11 protein-coding genes are annotated in these 17,788 nt (G+C 60.6%); 6 read left to right on the top strand and 5 right to left on the bottom strand.

The window, feature by feature from the left end; translation table 11 throughout:
* Nucleotides 1-172 precede the first annotated feature (172 nt).
* Together smc and ACLD1Y_RS20770 are read right to left on the bottom strand one after the other, a co-directional pair.
* Nucleotides 173-3,661 (bottom strand): chromosome segregation protein SMC, encoded by a 3,489-nt coding sequence (smc, locus tag ACLD1Y_RS20775; RefSeq protein ID WP_429479685.1) that lies wholly within the window; start codon nt 3,659-3,661, stop codon nt 173-175.
* A 2-nt stretch (nt 3,662-3,663) separates the two neighbouring features.
* Nucleotides 3,664-4,323, bottom strand: coding sequence for a GntR family transcriptional regulator (locus ACLD1Y_RS20770; protein ID WP_429479684.1), 660 nt, complete (start codon nt 4,321-4,323; stop codon nt 3,664-3,666).
* A gap of 280 nt (nt 4,324-4,603) precedes the next feature.
* On the opposite strand from ACLD1Y_RS20770, the gene xdhA reads away from it, so the two are divergent.
* The 4 genes from xdhA (at nt 4,604) to guaD (ending at nt 10,732) form a co-directional block, all read left to right on the top strand.
* The gene (gene xdhA, locus ACLD1Y_RS20765; protein WP_429479683.1) at nt 4,604-6,052 is read left to right on the top strand and encodes a xanthine dehydrogenase small subunit; all 1,449 of its coding nucleotides are present in this window, start codon (nt 4,604-4,606) and stop codon (nt 6,050-6,052) included.
* On the top strand, nt 6,045-8,444 hold the full coding sequence (gene xdhB, locus ACLD1Y_RS20760; RefSeq protein ID WP_429479682.1) for a xanthine dehydrogenase molybdopterin binding subunit: 2,400 nt from the start codon (nt 6,045-6,047) through the stop codon (nt 8,442-8,444). The genes xdhA and xdhB overlap by 8 nt, the downstream gene beginning before the upstream one ends.
* Nucleotides 8,445-8,575: 131 nt before the next feature.
* The gene (gene xdhC, locus ACLD1Y_RS20755; protein ID WP_429479681.1) at nt 8,576-9,415 is read left to right on the top strand and encodes a xanthine dehydrogenase accessory protein XdhC; all 840 of its coding nucleotides are present in this window, start codon (nt 8,576-8,578) and stop codon (nt 9,413-9,415) included.
* 12 nt (nt 9,416-9,427) lie between these two features.
* Nucleotides 9,428-10,732: a guanine deaminase gene (gene guaD, locus ACLD1Y_RS20750; RefSeq protein WP_429479680.1), complete on the top strand. Its 1,305-nt coding sequence runs from the start codon at nt 9,428-9,430 to the stop codon at nt 10,730-10,732.
* Nucleotides 10,733-10,874: 142 nt separating this feature from the next.
* On the opposite strand, the gene ACLD1Y_RS20745 is transcribed toward guaD, so the two are convergent.
* Entirely contained in the window at nt 10,875-11,639 is a 765-nt protein-coding gene (locus ACLD1Y_RS20745) for a GntR family transcriptional regulator (RefSeq protein WP_429479679.1), read from the bottom strand.
* Nucleotides 11,640-11,873: 234 nt separating this feature from the next.
* Here ACLD1Y_RS20745 and ACLD1Y_RS20740 point away from each other — a divergent pair, with 234 nt between their 5' ends.
* Nucleotides 11,874-13,064 (top strand): benzoate/H(+) symporter BenE family transporter, encoded by a 1,191-nt coding sequence (locus tag ACLD1Y_RS20740; protein ID WP_429479678.1) that lies wholly within the window; start codon nt 11,874-11,876, stop codon nt 13,062-13,064.
* Nucleotides 13,065-13,101: 37 nt separating this feature from the next.
* Here ACLD1Y_RS20740 and ACLD1Y_RS20735 read toward each other — a convergent pair whose 3' ends face one another.
* Nucleotides 13,102-13,446 carry a YggL family protein gene (locus ACLD1Y_RS20735; RefSeq protein WP_017134776.1) on the bottom strand — a complete coding sequence of 115 codons (345 nt, stop codon included), beginning with the start codon at nt 13,444-13,446 and terminating at the stop codon, nt 13,102-13,104.
* Nucleotides 13,447-13,683: 237 nt separating this feature from the next.
* On the opposite strand from ACLD1Y_RS20735, the gene dacB reads away from it, so the two are divergent.
* Nucleotides 13,684-15,144 carry a D-alanyl-D-alanine carboxypeptidase/D-alanyl-D-alanine endopeptidase gene (dacB, locus tag ACLD1Y_RS20730; RefSeq protein WP_429479677.1) on the top strand — a complete coding sequence of 487 codons (1,461 nt, stop codon included), beginning with the start codon at nt 13,684-13,686 and terminating at the stop codon, nt 15,142-15,144.
* A gap of 130 nt (nt 15,145-15,274) precedes the next feature.
* On the opposite strand, the gene ACLD1Y_RS20725 is transcribed toward dacB, so the two are convergent.
* Entirely contained in the window at nt 15,275-17,674 is a 2,400-nt protein-coding gene (locus tag ACLD1Y_RS20725) for a sensor domain-containing diguanylate cyclase (RefSeq protein WP_429479676.1), read from the bottom strand.
* Between the last annotated feature and the right edge of the window lie 114 nt (nt 17,675-17,788).

Here is a 17,788-nt window from a genome sequence, read left to right as displayed (position 1 = left end):
TTCTGACTGACGTTTTGCCCACGCACACGAAAAATTGACATTAAACTAGCACGACCAAAGATAACTTTACACCGTCTGTCAAAATGCCTTGGACAATTATGTCCTTTAGCCATCTTTGCCGGACTGGCAAAAGACCTTACATCGTGCCGAAAATTCTCTTTCCAGGCGCGGGTCAGGATTCCACCATTGCCATCGCCTCTTCCACATCCACCGCCACCAAACGCGAACAGCCAGGCTCGTGCATCGTCACACCCATCAGTTGATCGGCCATTTCCATGGCGATCTTATTGTGGGTGATATAGATGAACTGCACGGTCTGGGACATCTCTTTCACCAAGCGTGCATAGCGTCCAACGTTAGCGTCATCCAGCGGTGCGTCAACTTCATCGAGCATGCAGAACGGCGCCGGGTTCAACTTGAAGATGGCAAATACCAGGGCCAATGCGGTCAGGGCTTTCTCGCCGCCGGACAACAAATGGATGGTGCTGTTCTTTTTGCCCGGAGGCCGCGCCATGATCGTTACTCCTGTATCGAGTAGATCTTCGCCCGTCAGTTCCAAGTAAGCGCTGCCCCCGCCGAAAACTTTCGGGAATAACGCCTGTAAACCGCTATTAATCTGATCAAAGGTATCTTTGAAGCGGTTACGGGTTTCCTTGTCGATCTTGCGGATGACGTTTTCCAGGGTGTCCAGGGCTTCGACCAGGTCGGCGTCCTGGGCATCCAGATAACGTTTACGCTCGGACTGCTGCTGGTATTCGTCGATGGCGGCGAGGTTGATCGCGCCCAGGCGTTGGATACGTGCAGCAATGCGCTCAAGTTCTTCTTCGGCGTCTTTCTCGTTGGCCTGGGCGGTCAAGGTCGTGAGCACGCCGTGCAGGTCGTAGCCGTCTTCCAGTAACTGGTCTTGCAGGGTCTTGCGGCGCACGGTCAGGGCTTGCCATTCCATGCGCTGTTGTTCGAGCTGGCCACGGATCAACTGGGATTGCTGCTCGGCCTGGGTGCGGCGTTTTTCGGCGTCGCGCAGTTCGCGGTCGGCGTCTTCCAGGGCGATTTGCGCGGTCTTGAGTTCTTCATCGACGGTCATGCGTTTGTCGAGCAACTCTTCGAGCTTGAGGCGCAGCTCTTCCAGCGGCGCTTCGCCCTCCTCCAGGTTGAGGCTCAGTTGCTCGCGTTTTTCGGTCAGGCGTTCGGACTGCATCTCCAGCCGCTCAAGGGCCTGGGCGGTGGACGCGTGCTGGGCTTTGAGCGAGCCCAGGCGCACTGCCAACTGATGAGCATGATCCTTGTGCTGGCGCGCTTCCTGGCGCACGCGGTCGAGGCGTTCGCGCAGGCTATCGCGCTGGGCCAACAGCAGTTCGCGCTGCTCGGTGTCCAGGGCCATGCTGTCGAGGGCGTCCTGCAAGTGCAGGCGCGCTTCGCCGATCTGTTCGTGTTCCAGGGCACGCTGTTCGCCCATCTCGGCGACTTCTTCGTCAAGACGGGTGCGACGCAGGGTCAACTGCTCGGCTTTGGCTTTGCTTGCCGACAGTTGAGCCTTGAGCTCGCCTTGCAGACGCGCTTCGTCCTGCAACAGGCGGCGCAGGTGTTCGCGGCCGGTCTCCTGCTGGCGCTGGGTGGCGCGCAGGGTTTGCAGTTGGGTTTCGAGGCTTTCCAGCGTGGCTTCGCGCTCTTCGCGCTCGGCGATCAGGTTGACGATTTCCTGGCCACGGGCCAATACGCCGCTTTCGGCTTCACTGGCGCGACGCACCCGCAGGAAGTGCCGACCCACCCAATAACCATCACGGCTGATCAGGCTTTCGCCGGCGCCCAATTGGCCACGTTGAGCCAATGCCTGCTCCAGGGAATCCACCGGCTTGACCTGGCCCAGCCACGGCGACAGGTCAATCGCCGCCTCGACCTTGTCCAGCAGGCTGCCCGGCACCCGCACGCCATCGGCAGCGGGGCTGAGTAAACGCAAATCGCCTTGGGCAAACCCAGCCAGATCGAAGCCACCGAAGTCATCCACCAGCACGGCCTGCAGGTCGGCGCCCAGTACGGTTTCTACCGCCAGCTCCCAACCCGCTTGCACTTTCAAGCCCTCGGCCAAACGCGGGCGCTCGGCCAGGTGCTGGTCGCGCAGCCATTCGGCGGTGCCGGTGCCAGGGTCCAGCGCAGCTTGTTGCAAGGCTTCAAGGGACGCCAAGCGCCCGTTCAAACGCTGCAAATCGCCCTGGGCCTGCTGCTGCGCCTGGGTCGCCTGTTGCAGTTGCTGGCGCAGTTGCTCCAGGCGCTCCACTTGTTGTTCTTCGCTGGCTTCCAGCTCTTCCAGCGTCATTTCGCTTTCGGCCAGTTGCTCGCTCAGTTCCATGATCGCCGCGTCTTCCGGGTCGGCGGCGAGCAATACGCGCTCTTCCTGCAAGCGGCGCTGGCGCTCGGCCAAGCGCTCCATGCTGGTTTCCAGTTGCTGGATGCGCGACTGCTGCACCTCAGACTGGCGACGCGGCTCGGCAGATTGCAGGTTGAACGTGTCCCACTGCTCCTGCCAGCCGTGCATGGTGGTTTCGGATTCTTCCAGGGCGGCGGCGGCTTCTTCGGCGGCGGCGCTGGTGACTTCCTGCTCGGGGGTGAGCATGTCCAGTTCTTCGCCCAAGGTCAGCAGCAACGTGCGGTCGTGGCCCAGGTGGGATTCGGTTTCAAGGCGCGCGCGTTCGGCTTCTTTCAGATCGTCCTGCAACTGGCGCAGGCGCTGCTGGCCGTGCTGGATGCTCTGCTCCACGCGAGCGATATCACCGCCCACCGAGTAAAAGCGGCCCTGCACCAGATTGAAGCGTTCGGACAAATCATGGTGCCCATCACGCAGGCGCTCAATGCTGGCGTCGGCGTTGCGCTGCTCAGCCACCAGGGCTTCAAAGCTGATTTCCTGGGTGCCGATGATCGCTTCGCGCTGGCCCACCTGCTCGTTCAATGCCTGCCAGCGCAGGGCCGACAGTTGCGCCTTGAGCTGACGTTCCTCGCCCTTGTACTCCTGATACTTTTCGGCGGCCTGGGCCTGGCGGTGCAGGCGCTCCAACTGGCGCTCCAGCTCCTCGCGCAGGTCGGTCAGGCGGGCGAGGTTCTCGTGGGTACGGCGAATGCGGTTTTCGGTCTCGCGGCGGCGCTCCTTGTACTTGGAGATACCGGCTGCTTCTTCGATAAAGTTACGCAGGTCCTCGGGCTTGGCTTCGATCAGCTTGGAGATCATGCCCTGCTCGATGATCGAGTAGCTGCGTGGTCCCAAGCCGGTGCCGAGGAAGATATCGGTGATGTCCCGACGGCGACACTTGGTGCCGTTGAGGAAATAACTGTTCTGGCTGTCGCGGGTCACTTTGCGGCGAATGGAGATTTCGGCGTAGGCCGCATATTCGCCAATCAAGGTGCCGTCTGAATTGTCGAACACCAGTTCGATGCTGGCCTGGCTCACCGGTTTGCGGCTGGTAGAGCCATTGAAGATGACGTCGGTCATCGACTCGCCACGCAGGTTTTTGGCCGAGCTCTCGCCCATCACCCAGCGTACGGCGTCGATGATGTTCGACTTGCCGCAACCGTTGGGCCCAACCACCGCCGCCATGTTACTGGGGAAGTTCACCGTGGTCGGGTCGACGAAGGATTTGAACCCCGCCAGCTTGATGCACTTGAGCCGCACGCTTAGGCGTCCGCCAACGCAGCGATGACCAGCTCGCAACTGCGCTGGCCGTAGCTGGACAGCACTTGGCGGATCTGCGGCAGGTCACGGGCAAGTACGGCGGCGAGCAGTTGCTCGAACAGCGCCAGGTATTCGCTCATGGACGCCTTGCGTTGATCCAGGGCCAGGTAATAGGCGCGGTTCATCGCCGGTTGCAGGTTTTCGACGGTTTCCTGCAAATACGGGTTGTTGGCGAAAGGGTACGCGGCGCGCATCACGTTGAAGCACTCTTCGACGAAGGCGCGGATGTCCTGGCGCTCGAAATTGACCACCAAACGCTGCTGGATCTGCACGAACGGCGCCATATCAGCCTGGGTCTGCCAACCTTCGGCAACCGCATTGCCCAGCAGGATGTACAGCTCGCCCATCAAGGTGCACAGGCTCTGCACCTTGTGCGCGGTGAGTTCGGTGACGTGGGCGCCACGGCGCGGCAGGATCGCGATCAGGTGGCGCCGTTCAAGGATCAACAAGGCTTCGCGCACGGAACCACGGCTGACATTGAGTGCCAGCGTGACCTTTTGCTCCTGGATCCGCTCCCCAGGCTTGAGATCGCCGCGAATGATGCGTTCGGCGAGGTGGTGAGCGATTTGCTCGGCGAGACTGTCCGGCGCCTTGAACGTCATGTTTTCCCTTCAAAATCTTCTATCGGTACAAGCGCGGCAGTGTAGCGCATTGGCCCGCTGATGGCGCTACGCCCACCGTGGCGAATTTGGCACGGAATAAGCAACGCTAAACACTCAAAAGCCCCTGAAAACGCCGGTTCTAGAAGACTGGACCATAATTGAAAGTGTTGCGACTGCATTTTCTTGACCTTTTGGTCAGAAAATCGTTGACCGAAAAGTCAGACATGACTAGATTCGGCGCAAAGCGGTTAACAACAATAATGAGTCTGCGAGGCCTTCCGTGATCCAGTTTTTACTTAACCAGGAACTCCGTAGCGAGCACGCCCTGGACCCCAACCTGACCGTGCTCAACTATCTGCGCGAGCACGTGGGCAAATCCGGTACCAAGGAAGGCTGCGCCAGCGGCGATTGCGGTGCGTGCACCGTGGTGGTGGGCGAGTTGCACAGCGATGAGCAAGGCGCCGAGCAGATCCGTTATCGCAGCCTCAATTCGTGCCTGACCTTTGTGTCGTCCCTGCACGGCAAGCAACTGATCAGCGTCGAAGACCTCAAGCACCAGGGCCAACTGCACAGCGTGCAACAGGCCATGGTGGAGTGCCACGGCTCGCAATGCGGCTTTTGCACCCCCGGTTTTGTGATGTCGTTGTTTGCCCTGCAAAAAAACAGTGACGCCCCCGACAGCCAAAAAGCCCACGAAGCCCTGGCCGGCAACCTGTGCCGCTGCACCGGTTATCGCCCGATCCTCGCCGCCGCCGAACAGGCTTGCTGCAACAAGCCTGCGGATCAATTTGACAGCCGCGAGGCCCAGACCATCGCGCGCCTTAAAGCCATTGCGCCGACCCAGACGGGCGAGTTGAACAGCGGCGACAAACGCTGCCTGGTGCCCCTCACCGTCGCCGACCTGGCCGACCTCTACGACGCCTACCCCCAAGCCCGCCTGCTGGCCGGCGGCACCGACCTGGCGCTGGAAGTCACCCAGTTCCACCGCACCCTGCCGGTGATGATCTACGTGGGCAACATCGCCGAAATGAAGCGCATCGAAAGCTTCGACGACCGCCTGGAAATCGGCGCCGCCACCGCCCTCTCCGATTGCTACACGGCGCTGCACCACGAATACCCGGACTTCGGCGAGTTGCTGCACCGCTTCGCCTCGCTGCAAATCCGCAACCAGGGCACCCTGGGCGGCAATATCGGCAACGCCTCGCCGATTGGCGATTCGCCGCCGCTGCTGATCGCTCTCGGTGCGCAGATTGTGCTGTGCAAAGGCGAAACCCGCCGCACCCTGGCGCTGGAAGACTACTTCATCGACTACCGCGTCACCGCGCGCCAGGACAGCGAGTTCATCGAGAAAATCATCGTGCCCAAGGGCCACACACTGTTCCGTGCCTACAAGGTGTCCAAACGCCTGGACGATGATATTTCCGCCGTGTGCGCCGCGTTCAACCTGAAGATCGACAACGGTGTGATCAGCGAGGCCCGCGTCGCGTTCGGCGGCATGGCCGCCACACCAAAACGCGCCAAACACTGCGAAGTCGTTTTGGTTGGCGCTACCTGGAATGCCGCCACCGTGGAAAAAGCCTGCGCCGCCCTGGCCCAGGACTTCACCCCGCTGTCGGACTTCCGCGCCAGCAAGGAATATCGCCTGCTCAGCGCGCAAAACCTGCTGCGCAAATACTTTATCGAGCTGCAAACGCCGCACATCGAGACTCGGGTGACCGCTTATGTCTAACCATCACGCCGTCGTTAAAACCCAGGCCGAACTGGCCGAGCTGTTCGCCCAGGACCTCACCTCGGGCGTAGGTCGCAGCGTCAAGCATGACAGCGCCGCCAAGCACGTATCCGGCGAAGCGCAGTACATCGATGATCGCCTGGAATTCCCCAATCAACTGCACCTGTATGCGCGCATGTCCGACCGCGCCCACGCCCGGATTATCAGCATCGACACCGCGCCCTGCTACGCCTTTGAGGGCGTACGTATCGCTATCACCCATGAAGATGTGCCAGGCCTGAAAGACATCGGCCCGCTGATGCCCGGCGACCCGTTGCTGGCCATCGACACCGTGCAGTTTGTCGGCCAGGTGGTGCTGGCGGTCGCTGCCCGTGATCTGGAAACCGCCCGCAAAGCGGCCATGGCGGCGGTGATCGAATACGAAGACCTGGAGCCGGTGCTGGATGTGGTCGAGGCGTTTCGCAAAAAACACTTTGTGCTCGACAGCCACACCCACCAGCGCGGTGATTCAGCCAGCGCACTGGCGAGCGCGAAAAACCGTATCCAGGGCACCCTGCATATCGGCGGCCAGGAACACTTCTACCTGGAAACCCAGATCTCTTCGGTGATGCCCACCGAAGACGGCGGCATGATCGTCTATTGCTCCACGCAAAACCCCACCGAAGTGCAGAAACTGGTGGCCGAAGTGCTGGATGTGTCGATGAACAAAATCGTCGTCGACATGCGCCGTATGGGCGGCGGTTTCGGCGGCAAGGAAACCCAGGCCGCCAGCCCCGCGTGCCTGTGCGCGGTGGTGGCGCGCCTTACCGGCCAGCCGACCAAAATGCGCCTGCCGCGTGTGGAAGACATGCTGATGACCGGCAAGCGCCACCCCTTCTATATCGAATACGACGTGGGCTTTGACGACACCGGCCGCCTGCACGGGATCAACCTGGACCTGGCGGGTAACTGCGGTTGCTCGCCGGACCTGTCCAACTCGATTGTCGACCGTGCGATGTTCCACTCCGACAACTCGTATTACCTGGGCGACGCCACGGTCAACGGCCATCGCTGCAAGACCAACACCGCCTCCAACACCGCCTATCGCGGCTTCGGTGGCCCACAGGGTATGGTCGCCATCGAGGAAGTGATGGACGCCATCGCCCGCCACCTGGCCCTCGACCCATTGGCCGTGCGCAAGGCCAACTACTACGGCAAGACCGAGCGCAACGTCACCCACTACTACCAAACCGTCGAGCACAACATGCTCGAAGAAATGACGGCCGAGCTTGAGGCCAGCAGCCAATATGCCGAGCGTCGCGAAGCGATCCGGCTGTACAACGCCCACAGCCCGATCCTGAAAAAAGGCCTGGCGCTGACCCCGGTGAAGTTCGGCATTTCGTTTACCGCGAGTTTTCTCAACCAGGCCGGTGCGCTGATCCACATCTATACCGACGGCAGCATCCACCTGAACCACGGCGGCACCGAGATGGGCCAGGGCTTGAACACCAAGGTCGCGCAAGTGGTGGCCGAAGTGTTCCAGGTGGAAATCGACCGTGTGCAGATCACCGCCACCAACACCGACAAGGTGCCCAACACCTCGCCGACCGCCGCCTCCAGCGGTGCCGACCTGAACGGCAAGGCCGCACAGAACGCCGCCGAAACCATCAAGCAGCGCCTGGTGGAATTTGCCGCGCGCAAGTTCGATGTGAGCGAAGCGGATGTGGAATTTCACAACGGCCATGTGCGTGTGCGCGATCAGATTCTGACGTTCGAGGCGCTAATCCAGCAGGCGTACTTCGCCCAGGTCTCGCTCTCCAGCACAGGCTTTTACAAGACCCCGAAAATCTTCTACGACCGTAGCCAGGCGCGGGGTCGGCCGTTCTACTACTTCGCGTTCGGCGCGGCGTGTTGCGAAGTGATCGTCGATACGTTGACCGGCGAATACAAGATGCTGCGCACCGACATCCTCCATGACGTGGGCGCCTCGCTGAACCCGGCCATCGACATCGGCCAGGTCGAAGGCGGCTTCATCCAGGGCATGGGCTGGCTGACCATGGAAGAGTTGGTGTGGAACAACAAGGGCAAGCTGATGACCAACGGCCCGGCCAGCTACAAGATCCCCGCCGTTGCCGATATGCCGTTGGACCTGCGGGTGAAGCTGGTGGAAAACCGCAAGAACCCGGAAGACACGGTGTTCCATTCCAAGGCTGTGGGCGAGCCGCCGTTCATGCTGGGCATTGCCTCGTGGTGCGCGATCAAGGATGCGGTGGCGAGCCTGGGTGACTATCGCCATCAGCCGAAGATCGATGCGCCAGCGACACCGGAGCGGGTGTTGTGGGGGTGTGAGCAGATGCGGCAGTTGAATGCGGCGAAGGTGGTTGAGGCTGATACCGAGATGGCTTCGCTTTAGGACCGAGGTGCTGCCTTCGCGAGCAAGCCCGCTCCCACAGGGGAATACATTCCAAGTGTGGGAGCGGCGGTGCGACGATTCGACTTGCTCGCGAAGACGGCCTGACTGACAACAGAAATGTTGAGGTGAACATGAACTACTGGCTCAGCGCCCTCGCCCACCTGCAAAGCAGCGGCGAACCCTGCGTGCTCGTCACCATCATCGAAGAACTCGGCTCCACCCCGCGCAACGCCGGCTCGAAGATGGTCATCAGCGCCGCCCAGACCTTCGACACCATCGGCGGCGGGCACCTGGAATACAAGGCGATGCAAGTCGCCCGGGACATGCTCGCCCGTGGCCAGCAAAACACCCATCTGGAGCGTTTCAGCCTCGGTGCCAGCCTGGGCCAGTGCTGCGGTGGCGTGACCGTGCTGCTGTTCGAACCCATGGGCCAGGTGCAGGCGCAGATTGCGGTGTTTGGCGCCGGTCACGTGGGCCGCGCGCTGGTGCCGTTGCTGGCAAGCCTGCCGTGCCGGGTGCGCTGGATCGATTCCCGTGAACAGGAGTTTCCAGAACATATCTCCGAGGGCGTGCGTAAAATCGTCAGCGAAGAACCGGTGGACGAAATTGCCGACCTGCCGGTGGGCAGTTACTGCATCGTCATGACCCACAATCACGCGCTCGACCTGGAACTCACCGCCGCCCTGCTCAAGCGCAATGACTTCGCCTACTTCGGCCTGATCGGCTCCAAGACCAAACGCGTCAAGTTCGAACACCGCTTGCGTGACCGCGGCTTCGACGCCGCGCAGCTGCAACGCATGCGCTGCCCCATGGGCCTCAGCGAGGTAAAGGGCAAATTGCCGGTGGAAATCGCCATCTCCATCGCCGGCGAAATCATCGCCACCTATAACGCCAATTTCGGCCAGCACAGTGCCAGTGCCGAACCGATTGCCAAACTGCTGCCGGCTTCACGCCGCAGCCAAGCCCTTTGAATTGAGAAGACCATGCCTTTGACTCGCAAAGCCTACCGTGCCGCCATTCTGCACAGCATCGCCGACCCCGCCGAAGTGGGCATCGACGCCTCCTATGAGTATTTCGAAGACGGCCTGCTGGTGATCGAAAACGGCACGATCAGCGCCGTTGGCCATGCCGGTGATTTGCTGCCGACCCTGCCTGCCGATATCGACATCACCCATTACCAGGACGCGCTGATCACCCCCGGCCTGATCGACACCCATATCCACCTGCCGCAAACCGGCATGGTCGGCGCCTATGGCGAGCAGTTGCTGGATTGGCTGAACACCTACACCTTCCCGTGTGAAAGCCAATTCGCCGACAAGGCCCACGCGGAGGAAGTCGCCGACATCTTCATCAAGGAACTGCTGCGCAACGGCACCACCACCGCGCTGGTGTTCGGCAGTGTGCACCCGCAGTCGGTGAATTCATTCTTCGAGGCCGCCGAGAAGCTCGACCTGCGCATGATCGCCGGCAAAGTGATGATGGACCGCAACGCGCCGGACTATCTCACCGACACCGCCGAAACCGGCTACCAGGAAAGCAAGGCGCTGATCGAACGCTGGCACGGCAAAGGCCGCCTGCACTACGCGGTCACGCCACGCTTTGCACCCACCAGCACGCCGGAACAATTGGCGCTGGCTGGGCAACTGCTGGGGGAATACCCGGACCTGTACATGCAGACGCACATCAGTGAGAACAAGCAGGAAGTAGAGTGGGTAAAAGAGCTGTTCCCTGAACGAACTGGCTACCTGGACGTGTACGACCATTACAAGCTACTGGGCGAGCGCTCGGTGTTTGCCCATGGCGTGCACCTGTGTGACGACGAGTGCGCACGGTTGGCAGAAACCGGTTCGGCGGTAGCGTTCTGCCCAACGTCGAACTTCTTCCTCGGCAGTGGCTTGTTCAACCTGCCGATGGCGGAAAAACACAAATTGAATGTAGGCCTGGGTACGGACGTGGGCGGCGGTACCAGCTTCTCGCTGCTGCAAACCTTGAACGAAGCCTACAAGGTGATGCAGTTGCAGGGTGCGCGGTTGAGTCCGTTCAAATCGCTGTACCTGGCGACATTGGGCGGTGCGCGGGCACTGCGGTTGGAAGACAAGATCGGCACGTTGCAGCCCGGGACGGATGCAGACTTTTTGGTGCTGGATTACAACGCTACGCCGCTGCTGAGCTATCGCTTGAAGCAGGCCAATAACATTGCCGAGACGTTGTTTGTGCTGATGACGCTGGGGGATGACCGGACGGTGTTGCAGACCTATGCGGCGGGGGCGCTAGTACATCAGCGCTGACTTTTCAGACACACCCCAAAACAAATGTGGGAGCGGGCTTGCTCGCGAAAGCGGAGTATCAGTCGATAGATGTGTTGACTGATACACTGCTTTCGCGAGCAAGCCCGCTCCCACATTTTTTGTCCCGGGTGAGTCAGGACGATCAGAGTTTGACCGACGAACGCCCCGGCTTCTTGGTCTGCAACAAATGCGAAAACACCGCATGCAAATCATCCGACGCGCTTTCCTCATCGAGGTTGAGCTTGCTGTCGATGTGATCCATGTGGTGCATCATCAAATCCACCGCCAGTACCGCGTCCCGTGCTTCGATCGCGTCGATCAACTGGGTGTGTTCATCGTAGGAGCAGTGCGAGCGGTTGCCGCTTTCGTACTGGGCGATGATCAATGAGGTCTGGGACACCAGGCTGCGCTGGAAGCTGATCAGCGGCGCGTTCTTGGCCGCCTCTGCCAGCTTGAGGTGAAATTCGCCGGAGAGGCGGATGCCCGCACCACGGTCGCCACGGGAGAAGCTGTCGCGCTCGTCGTTGACCATCTGGCGCAATTCGGCCAGTTGCTCGGCGGTGGCGTGCTGCACCGCCAACTCGGTAATCGCCCGTTCCACCAAGCGCCGCGCCATGAAGACCTGACGGGCCTCCTCCACACTCGGGCTGGCAACCACTGCGCCACGGTTGGGCCGCAGCAGCACCACGCCTTCATGGGCCAGGCGCGACAGGGCGCGACGAATGATGGTGCGGCTCACGCCGAAGATTTCGCCCAGTGCCTCTTCACTCAATTTGGTACCGGGTGCCAGGCGTTGTTCGAGGATCGCCTCGAAGATATGCGCATAGACGATATCGTCCTGGGTGCCGCTGCGACCGGCCTTGCCAGCTCGCGGGGTTTTCTTGAGAGGTTGCAACTGTTCGTTCATGGGCACTCGGGTAGGGAGAACGGCGGCGAATTAACGGTCATACGGCAGCTTGATGGTAATACGGCAACAACGTGTCGCTGGCAAGTATCACCTAAAAACAGCGCACATTGTACACAACCGATTGCGCCAACACACTGTACGGCTGTTTGCGGCTTCGGCTGTATCGCAATGAGTGGTTACGTTTGAGTTTAGGCTTGAATCCGCAACTTCTCTGGTTAAAAGGAACACCTTTCTATGTCCGATGCCACCCAAGCGCGCCTGCGCCCGCTGGCCGACACCTCTCCATCCGCCATCGTCGCCGGCTTTATCGCCATGATGACCGGCTACACCAGCTCCCTAGTGTTGATGTTCCAGGCAGGGCAAGCCGCCGGTTTGACCACGGCGCAGATTTCTTCCTGGATCTGGGCGATCTCCATCGGCATGGCGGTGTGCAGCATCGGCCTGTCCCTGCGCTATCGCACGCCGATCACCATCGCGTGGTCCACCCCCGGCGCGGCGCTGTTGATCACCAGCCTGGGCGGCGTGAGTTACGGCGAAGCCATCGGTGCCTATATCACCTGCGCGGTGCTGGTAACGATCTGCGGGCTGACCGGCAGCTTTGAAAAACTGGTTAAACGCATACCGGCGTCATTGGCGGCGGCCTTGCTGGCAGGGATTCTGTTCAAGATCGGCAGCGAGATTTTCGTCGCCGCCCAACACCGCACAGGGTTGGTGCTGGGGATGTTTTTTACCTACCTGGTTATCAAGCGCCTGTCGCCGCGTTATGCAGTGCTGGCCGCGCTGGTGATCGGCACGGCGCTGTCTGGGTTGATGGGGTTGTTGGATTTCAGTGGCTTTCACCTGGAAGTGGCAACACCGGTGTGGACCACCCCGCACTTCTCGCTGGCGGCGACCATTAGCATCGGCATCCCACTGTTCGTGGTGGCGATGACTTCGCAGAACATGCCCGGCGTGGCGGTACTGCGGGCCGATGGCTACAACGTGCCCGCTTCACCACTGATCACCGCCACCGGCCTGGCCTCCCTGGTGCTGGCGCCCTTCGGCTCCCACGGCATCAACCTGGCGGCGATCAGCGCGGCGATCTGCACCGGGCCCCATGCCCATGAAGACCGCAACAAGCGCTACACGGCAGCGGTATGGTGCGGGGTGTTCTACGGCATTGCCGGGGTATTTGGCGCCACACTGGCGGCACTGTTCGCCGCTTTGCCCAAGGAGCTGGTGCTGTCGATTGCGGCATTGGCGCTGTTTGGCTCGATCATCAATGGCTTGAGCATCGCCATGAATGAGCCGAAGGAACGGGAAGCGGCGCTGATCACTTTTATGGTCACGGCGTCTGGCTTGACGCTGTTTTCCATCGGGTCGGCGTTCTGGGGGATTGTGGCGGGGGTGTTGACGCTGCTGATTCTGAACTGGCGCAAGGCATAAAAAAACGGCGACCCTCAGGTCGCCGTTTTTTTTAGTATCACTTAGCCGCGTTGATCGGCTTTTCCGGATACCACACGTCCAGCAGTGGGCTGACTTCAGCGCTTTTCAGTTCGCTGCGGCCTTTGAGCCAACTTTCAACAGCGGCACGCTGTTCTTCGTTGACCGAGCCACGCTTCTGCAGGCAAACCAGACCGAAGTCATCGCCGCCGACATAGCCCAGGCCGTTGGCTTCCATGGCTTCTTTGATGAATGCTTCGAGGAAAGCGTCGGTAGCTTCTTCACTCAGGTCTTCTTTGAAGTCCAGGTTCAGTTCGAAACCCAGCTCTTGAAATTCATCAACGCACAGTTTTTTGCGCAGACGCTGGGAACGGTTAGTCGCCATTGGAACAATCCTCTTAAGTAATAACGGGCGGCACTTTAGCAGTTTAAGCACATGATTGCCCGACTCTCTGGGACAGGCGGTGCTTTGTCTATAAAAAAACGCCCAAAACCAGCTATCGTTCAGCTACAAGTGGCCCCACCTTGGGGCATAATGCCGGCACTTTCATGACCAATGAGGGATTTTTCTTACATACCCCTCGTCTTTTTCACCCTCCTCAGCAGTAGGGTCTTATCACTTATGATCAAATCTTTACGTCCATTGCTCCTCGCCGGTTTTCTTCTTCCACTGGCTTTCACCGCCACCGCCGCTCCCGTTAACAACACCTTGCCCCCGAATGTTCAGCAGGCCCTGTCAAAAGCCAAACTGCAAAACACCGCACTGTCCCTGGTCATGATCCCCCTGAACGGCCCAGGCACACCCACTGTATTCAACGCTGATGTCTCGGTGAACCCGGCATCCACCATGAAACTGGTCACCACCTATGCGGCCCTGGAAATGCTCGGCCCCAACCACCAGTGGAAAACCGAGTTCTACACCGACGGCACCCTCAGCGGTGGCGTGTTGCACGGCAACCTGTACCTCAAGGGTGGCGGCGACCCCAAGCTGAACATGGAAAAACTCTGGCTGCTGATGCGCGACCTGCGCGCCAATGGCGTGCAGCAAGTCACCGGCGACCTGGTGCTGGACCGTGGCTTTTTTAACCAGCCACAGCTGCCCGAATTCAATGACGACGGCAATGACGAAAACAAACCGTTCCTGGTCAAGCCCGATGCCCTGCTGGTCAACCTCAAGGCCCTGCGCTTTGTGACCCGCAACGATTCCGGTCGCGTGTTGGTGTCGGTTGAGCCGCCGATTGCCAGCATCCGCATCGACAATCAGGTCAAGGTGTCCAACGCCAAGCAATGCACCGGTGATGTGCGCTACAACCCGGTGACCGCCGCCGATGGCAGTGTGACCGTGACCGTCAGCGGCCAATTGGCCGAAGGCTGTAGCTCACAGACTTACCTGTCGCTGCTGGACCACGCCACCTACACCGCAGGCGCCGTGCGCGCAATCTGGCAGGAACTGGGCGGCAGCATCCAGGGCCGCGATATCCAGGCTCCCGTGCCCAAGGATGCCAAGGTGCTGGCCCGGGCGTTCTCGCCGGACCTGGCGGAAATCATCCGCGACATCAACAAATACAGTAACAACACCATGGCCCAGCAGCTGTTCCTGAGCCTTGGCGCGCAGTTTCGCAACGATGCCGATGGCGACGACGCCAAGGCTGCGCAACGCGTAGTACGCCAGTGGCTGGCGAAAAAAGGCATCACCGCGCCACACCTGGTGATGGAGAACGGCTCCGGGCTGTCCCGTGCCGAACGGGTCAGCGCCCGTGAAATGGCGGCCATGCTGCAAGCCGCGTGGAAAAGCCCCTATGCGGCCGAGTACATCAGTTCGATGCCGATTGCCGGCACCGACGGCACCATGCGCAAACGCTTGAAGACCACCGCCATGCGCGGCGAAGCCCACGTCAAGACCGGCACCTTGAACACCGTGCGGGCCATCGCCGGGTTCAGCCGTGACAACAACGGCAATACGTGGGCGGTGGTGGCGATCCTCAATGATCCGAAGCCGTGGGGCGCTTCGTCGGTGTTGGACCAGGTGCTGCTGGACCTGTATCGCCAGCCGAAAATCGCCCCTAGCGCACCGGTGCTGTAGCTTTTTTGTGGGAGCGGGCTTGCTCGCGAAAGCGGTGTGTCAGATTACACATTCATCACTGATCCACCGTATTCGCGAGCAAGCCCGCTCCCACACAAGCCCGCTCCCACATTTTGTCCTGCGACGAGGCTCAAGCCCGCACCCGCTCCGCCTCCACTCGATCACGACCCGTCTGCTTGGCCACATACACTGCCGAGTCAGCGCGCAGCAGCAGCCCGTCAATCCCCTCGTCGATGCGCCAACTGGCCACGCCAAAACTGGCAGTGACGATGCCCACCGGCTCCATCGGTGCGTCACGCAACGACTGCCACAACTCCATTGCCAGGCTATAGGCCTGCTCGCCATCGGTGTTGGGGCACAGCACCATGAACTCCTCGCCGCCCAAACGACAGAACACATCGGTGCGGCGCAGGCGTTGGCTGATGCGTTTGCACAACTCCTGTAACACGCCGTCACCCACAGCGTGCCCGTGCTGGTCGTTGATACGTTTGAAATGATCAATGTCCAGCATGATCAGCGACAACGCCCCCGTTGTGCGGTTGAGCCGCACCATCTCGGCCCTGAGGCGATCCTGGAAATAGCGACGGTTGTGGATCCCGGTGAGCGAGTCGGTAATGGACAAGGCTCGCAACTCTTCTTCCACCCGTTTGAGGTCGGAAATATCCGACACGTAGCCGTGCCACAACGTGCCCCCGCCGGGTAACTCTTCAGGCGTGGCCTCGCCACGGATCCAGCGCAGGCCTCGCTGGGGCAGTTGCACGCGGTACTCTTCGCGCCAATGGCTCAACTGCAAGGCCGACAAGCGAATCGAGGCGCGTACCCGCTCCACATCCAGCGGATGGATGCGTTCAAACACCTTTTTCGCATCCTGTTGCAGCACCCCGGGTTCGATTTCATAGATGTCGCGCATGCCGTCGCTGGCGTAGATAAAACGCCAGTTGTCCTGGGGCTCCAGGGTGAACTGGAAGATCCCGCCGGGCACATGGGCACTGAGTTTTTTAAGCAAGCGATCCCGCGCAGCCAACGCTTCGTAGGCACGTTTTTGTTCGGTGACATCCAGGTAGATCGCCAAGTGGCCGATCCACAGCCCATGGTCATCCAGCAACACCGTCGCAAGCATATTCACGGTCAACTGGCTGCCGTCCTGTCGGACCAAGCTCCATTCACGGGCTTCGTGCAGGGTGTCCGGGCTTTCCACCAGCATCGCCTGGCTTGCGGGAATGCGCTTGCCCAGGGTCACACTCAGGCTGGCCGCACGCGCTTCCAGCTCCGGCGCCAGGTGCAGGCTTTCCAGGGTCACCTTGCCGATGACCTGCTCGGCCTTGAACCCGAGCATCTGTTCGGCACCGGCGTTGAACGTATTGATGACACCGCGCAAGTCGGTGGCAATGATCGCGACCTGGGTGGCGGCGTTCAGTACGCTGCGCAACTGCCCATGGGCGCCACGCAGTTCCTGCTCGCGCAGGCGTAATTGCACGGTGCGCTGCTCCACCAGTTTCAACGCACGCTGGCGTTGGCTCACCAGCACATAGAGCAAGGCGCTGAGCAGCAGGCTGAGCAAGCCGCCCATGGTCAGGATGGTGGACAGGGAGGAATGGTTGGCCTGGTCGAACACCAGGCTGGGGCGCAGGCTCAGGGCGTACACATGATCACCCAGGCTCAGGCGGCGTGCGGCGGTGAGATCGCTGTCGCCCACGGCGTTGCTGGACTCGTAGAGCACGCGTTTTTGCAGGTCGGAGGTGTCGACGATCTGCATCACCAGGTTGTCGCGATCCGGCTTGGGCAAGCCATCAGCCACCAGTTGGCGCATGCTGATCACCGCCATGACATAACCGTAAGGCTCATTCTGAGACTGCCCGGCCAATGGCAGGTTGCTCACCGGCGCCACCAATAACACCCCGGTGGCGTAGGCCGGCTCCACGCCCACCAATTGCATGGGCTGGGACACCGCCAGGTTGCCGGTCTTTTGCGCACGCTCAAGGGTCACACGTCGCAATGGCTGGGCCAGCAGGTCAAAGCCCAAGGGTGCGCCCAGCAGGCTTTGGGTCTGGCTGTAGAGCACCGGCACATACTCATCGCGCTCGGTCGCGGGCGCCAGTTCGCCGGTGGCGTTCAATTCACGGATCACAAAGGGCTTGCCAAGCAGACGCGACATGTCCTGTTCGAACTGGCTGCGCTGCTCACGATATACCCGGGGCGCCCAAGAATAGGCACGGGTGCGCAATAACAAGGGTTGGGCAAAACCGTCAAATTCCTCGCGGGACACATCATCGGAATTGACGAAGAAACGGCGCAGGCTATTGAGGCGCTGCTCCTGGTCCTCGAAGCGCTCCTGCAGGCGGGTATAGCGCTCGTTGACCAACAGTTGAAAACGCTGGCGTACCTGTTGCTCATAGAGATCGGAGGCTGCCCAGGCGATGATGCCCGTGAGCGCACACCCCGCCAATAACACCACCAATGCCACCAGCCAAGCCGACGCCTGCTCACTGATAAAGCCTAGTATTTTCGGGCGAACGGCTTGCAACGGCATAGGCAACACTCACAACGCCAGCGTGCGGGGGGTGTCACTTTGGCTAGGCCCTAAGTTATAGCGATAGGCCCAGTGTTTGACCAGCGCAAATGCTGGAATCGGAACGGGCATCCG

Source organism: Pseudomonas sp. 18175 (assembly GCF_050432925.1).
In the GTDB taxonomy this organism is placed as follows: domain Bacteria; phylum Pseudomonadota; class Gammaproteobacteria; order Pseudomonadales; family Pseudomonadaceae; genus Aquipseudomonas.
The sequence above is the reverse complement of the archived record's forward strand: the minus strand, read 5'-3'. Positions and strand labels throughout refer to the sequence as shown.

Coding starts and splice junctions, on each gene's coding strand:
- ACLD1Y_RS20770 (WP_429479684.1), bottom strand. CDS start 4,323: ATGACGTTCAAGGCGCCGGACAGTCTCGCCGAGCAAATCGCTCACCAC.
- xdhB (WP_429479682.1), top strand. CDS start 6,045: ATGTCTAACCATCACGCCGTCGTTAAAACCCAGGCCGAACTGGCCGAG.
- xdhC (WP_429479681.1), top strand. CDS start 8,576: ATGAACTACTGGCTCAGCGCCCTCGCCCACCTGCAAAGCAGCGGCGAA.
- guaD (WP_429479680.1), top strand. CDS start 9,428: ATGCCTTTGACTCGCAAAGCCTACCGTGCCGCCATTCTGCACAGCATC.
- ACLD1Y_RS20745 (WP_429479679.1), bottom strand. CDS start 11,639: ATGAACGAACAGTTGCAACCTCTCAAGAAAACCCCGCGAGCTGGCAAG.
- ACLD1Y_RS20740 (WP_429479678.1), top strand. CDS start 11,874: ATGTCCGATGCCACCCAAGCGCGCCTGCGCCCGCTGGCCGACACCTCT.
- ACLD1Y_RS20735 (WP_017134776.1), bottom strand. CDS start 13,446: ATGGCGACTAACCGTTCCCAGCGTCTGCGCAAAAAACTGTGCGTTGAT.
- dacB (WP_429479677.1), top strand. CDS start 13,684: ATGATCAAATCTTTACGTCCATTGCTCCTCGCCGGTTTTCTTCTTCCA.
- ACLD1Y_RS20725 (WP_429479676.1), bottom strand. CDS start 17,674: ATGCCGTTGCAAGCCGTTCGCCCGAAAATACTAGGCTTTATCAGTGAG.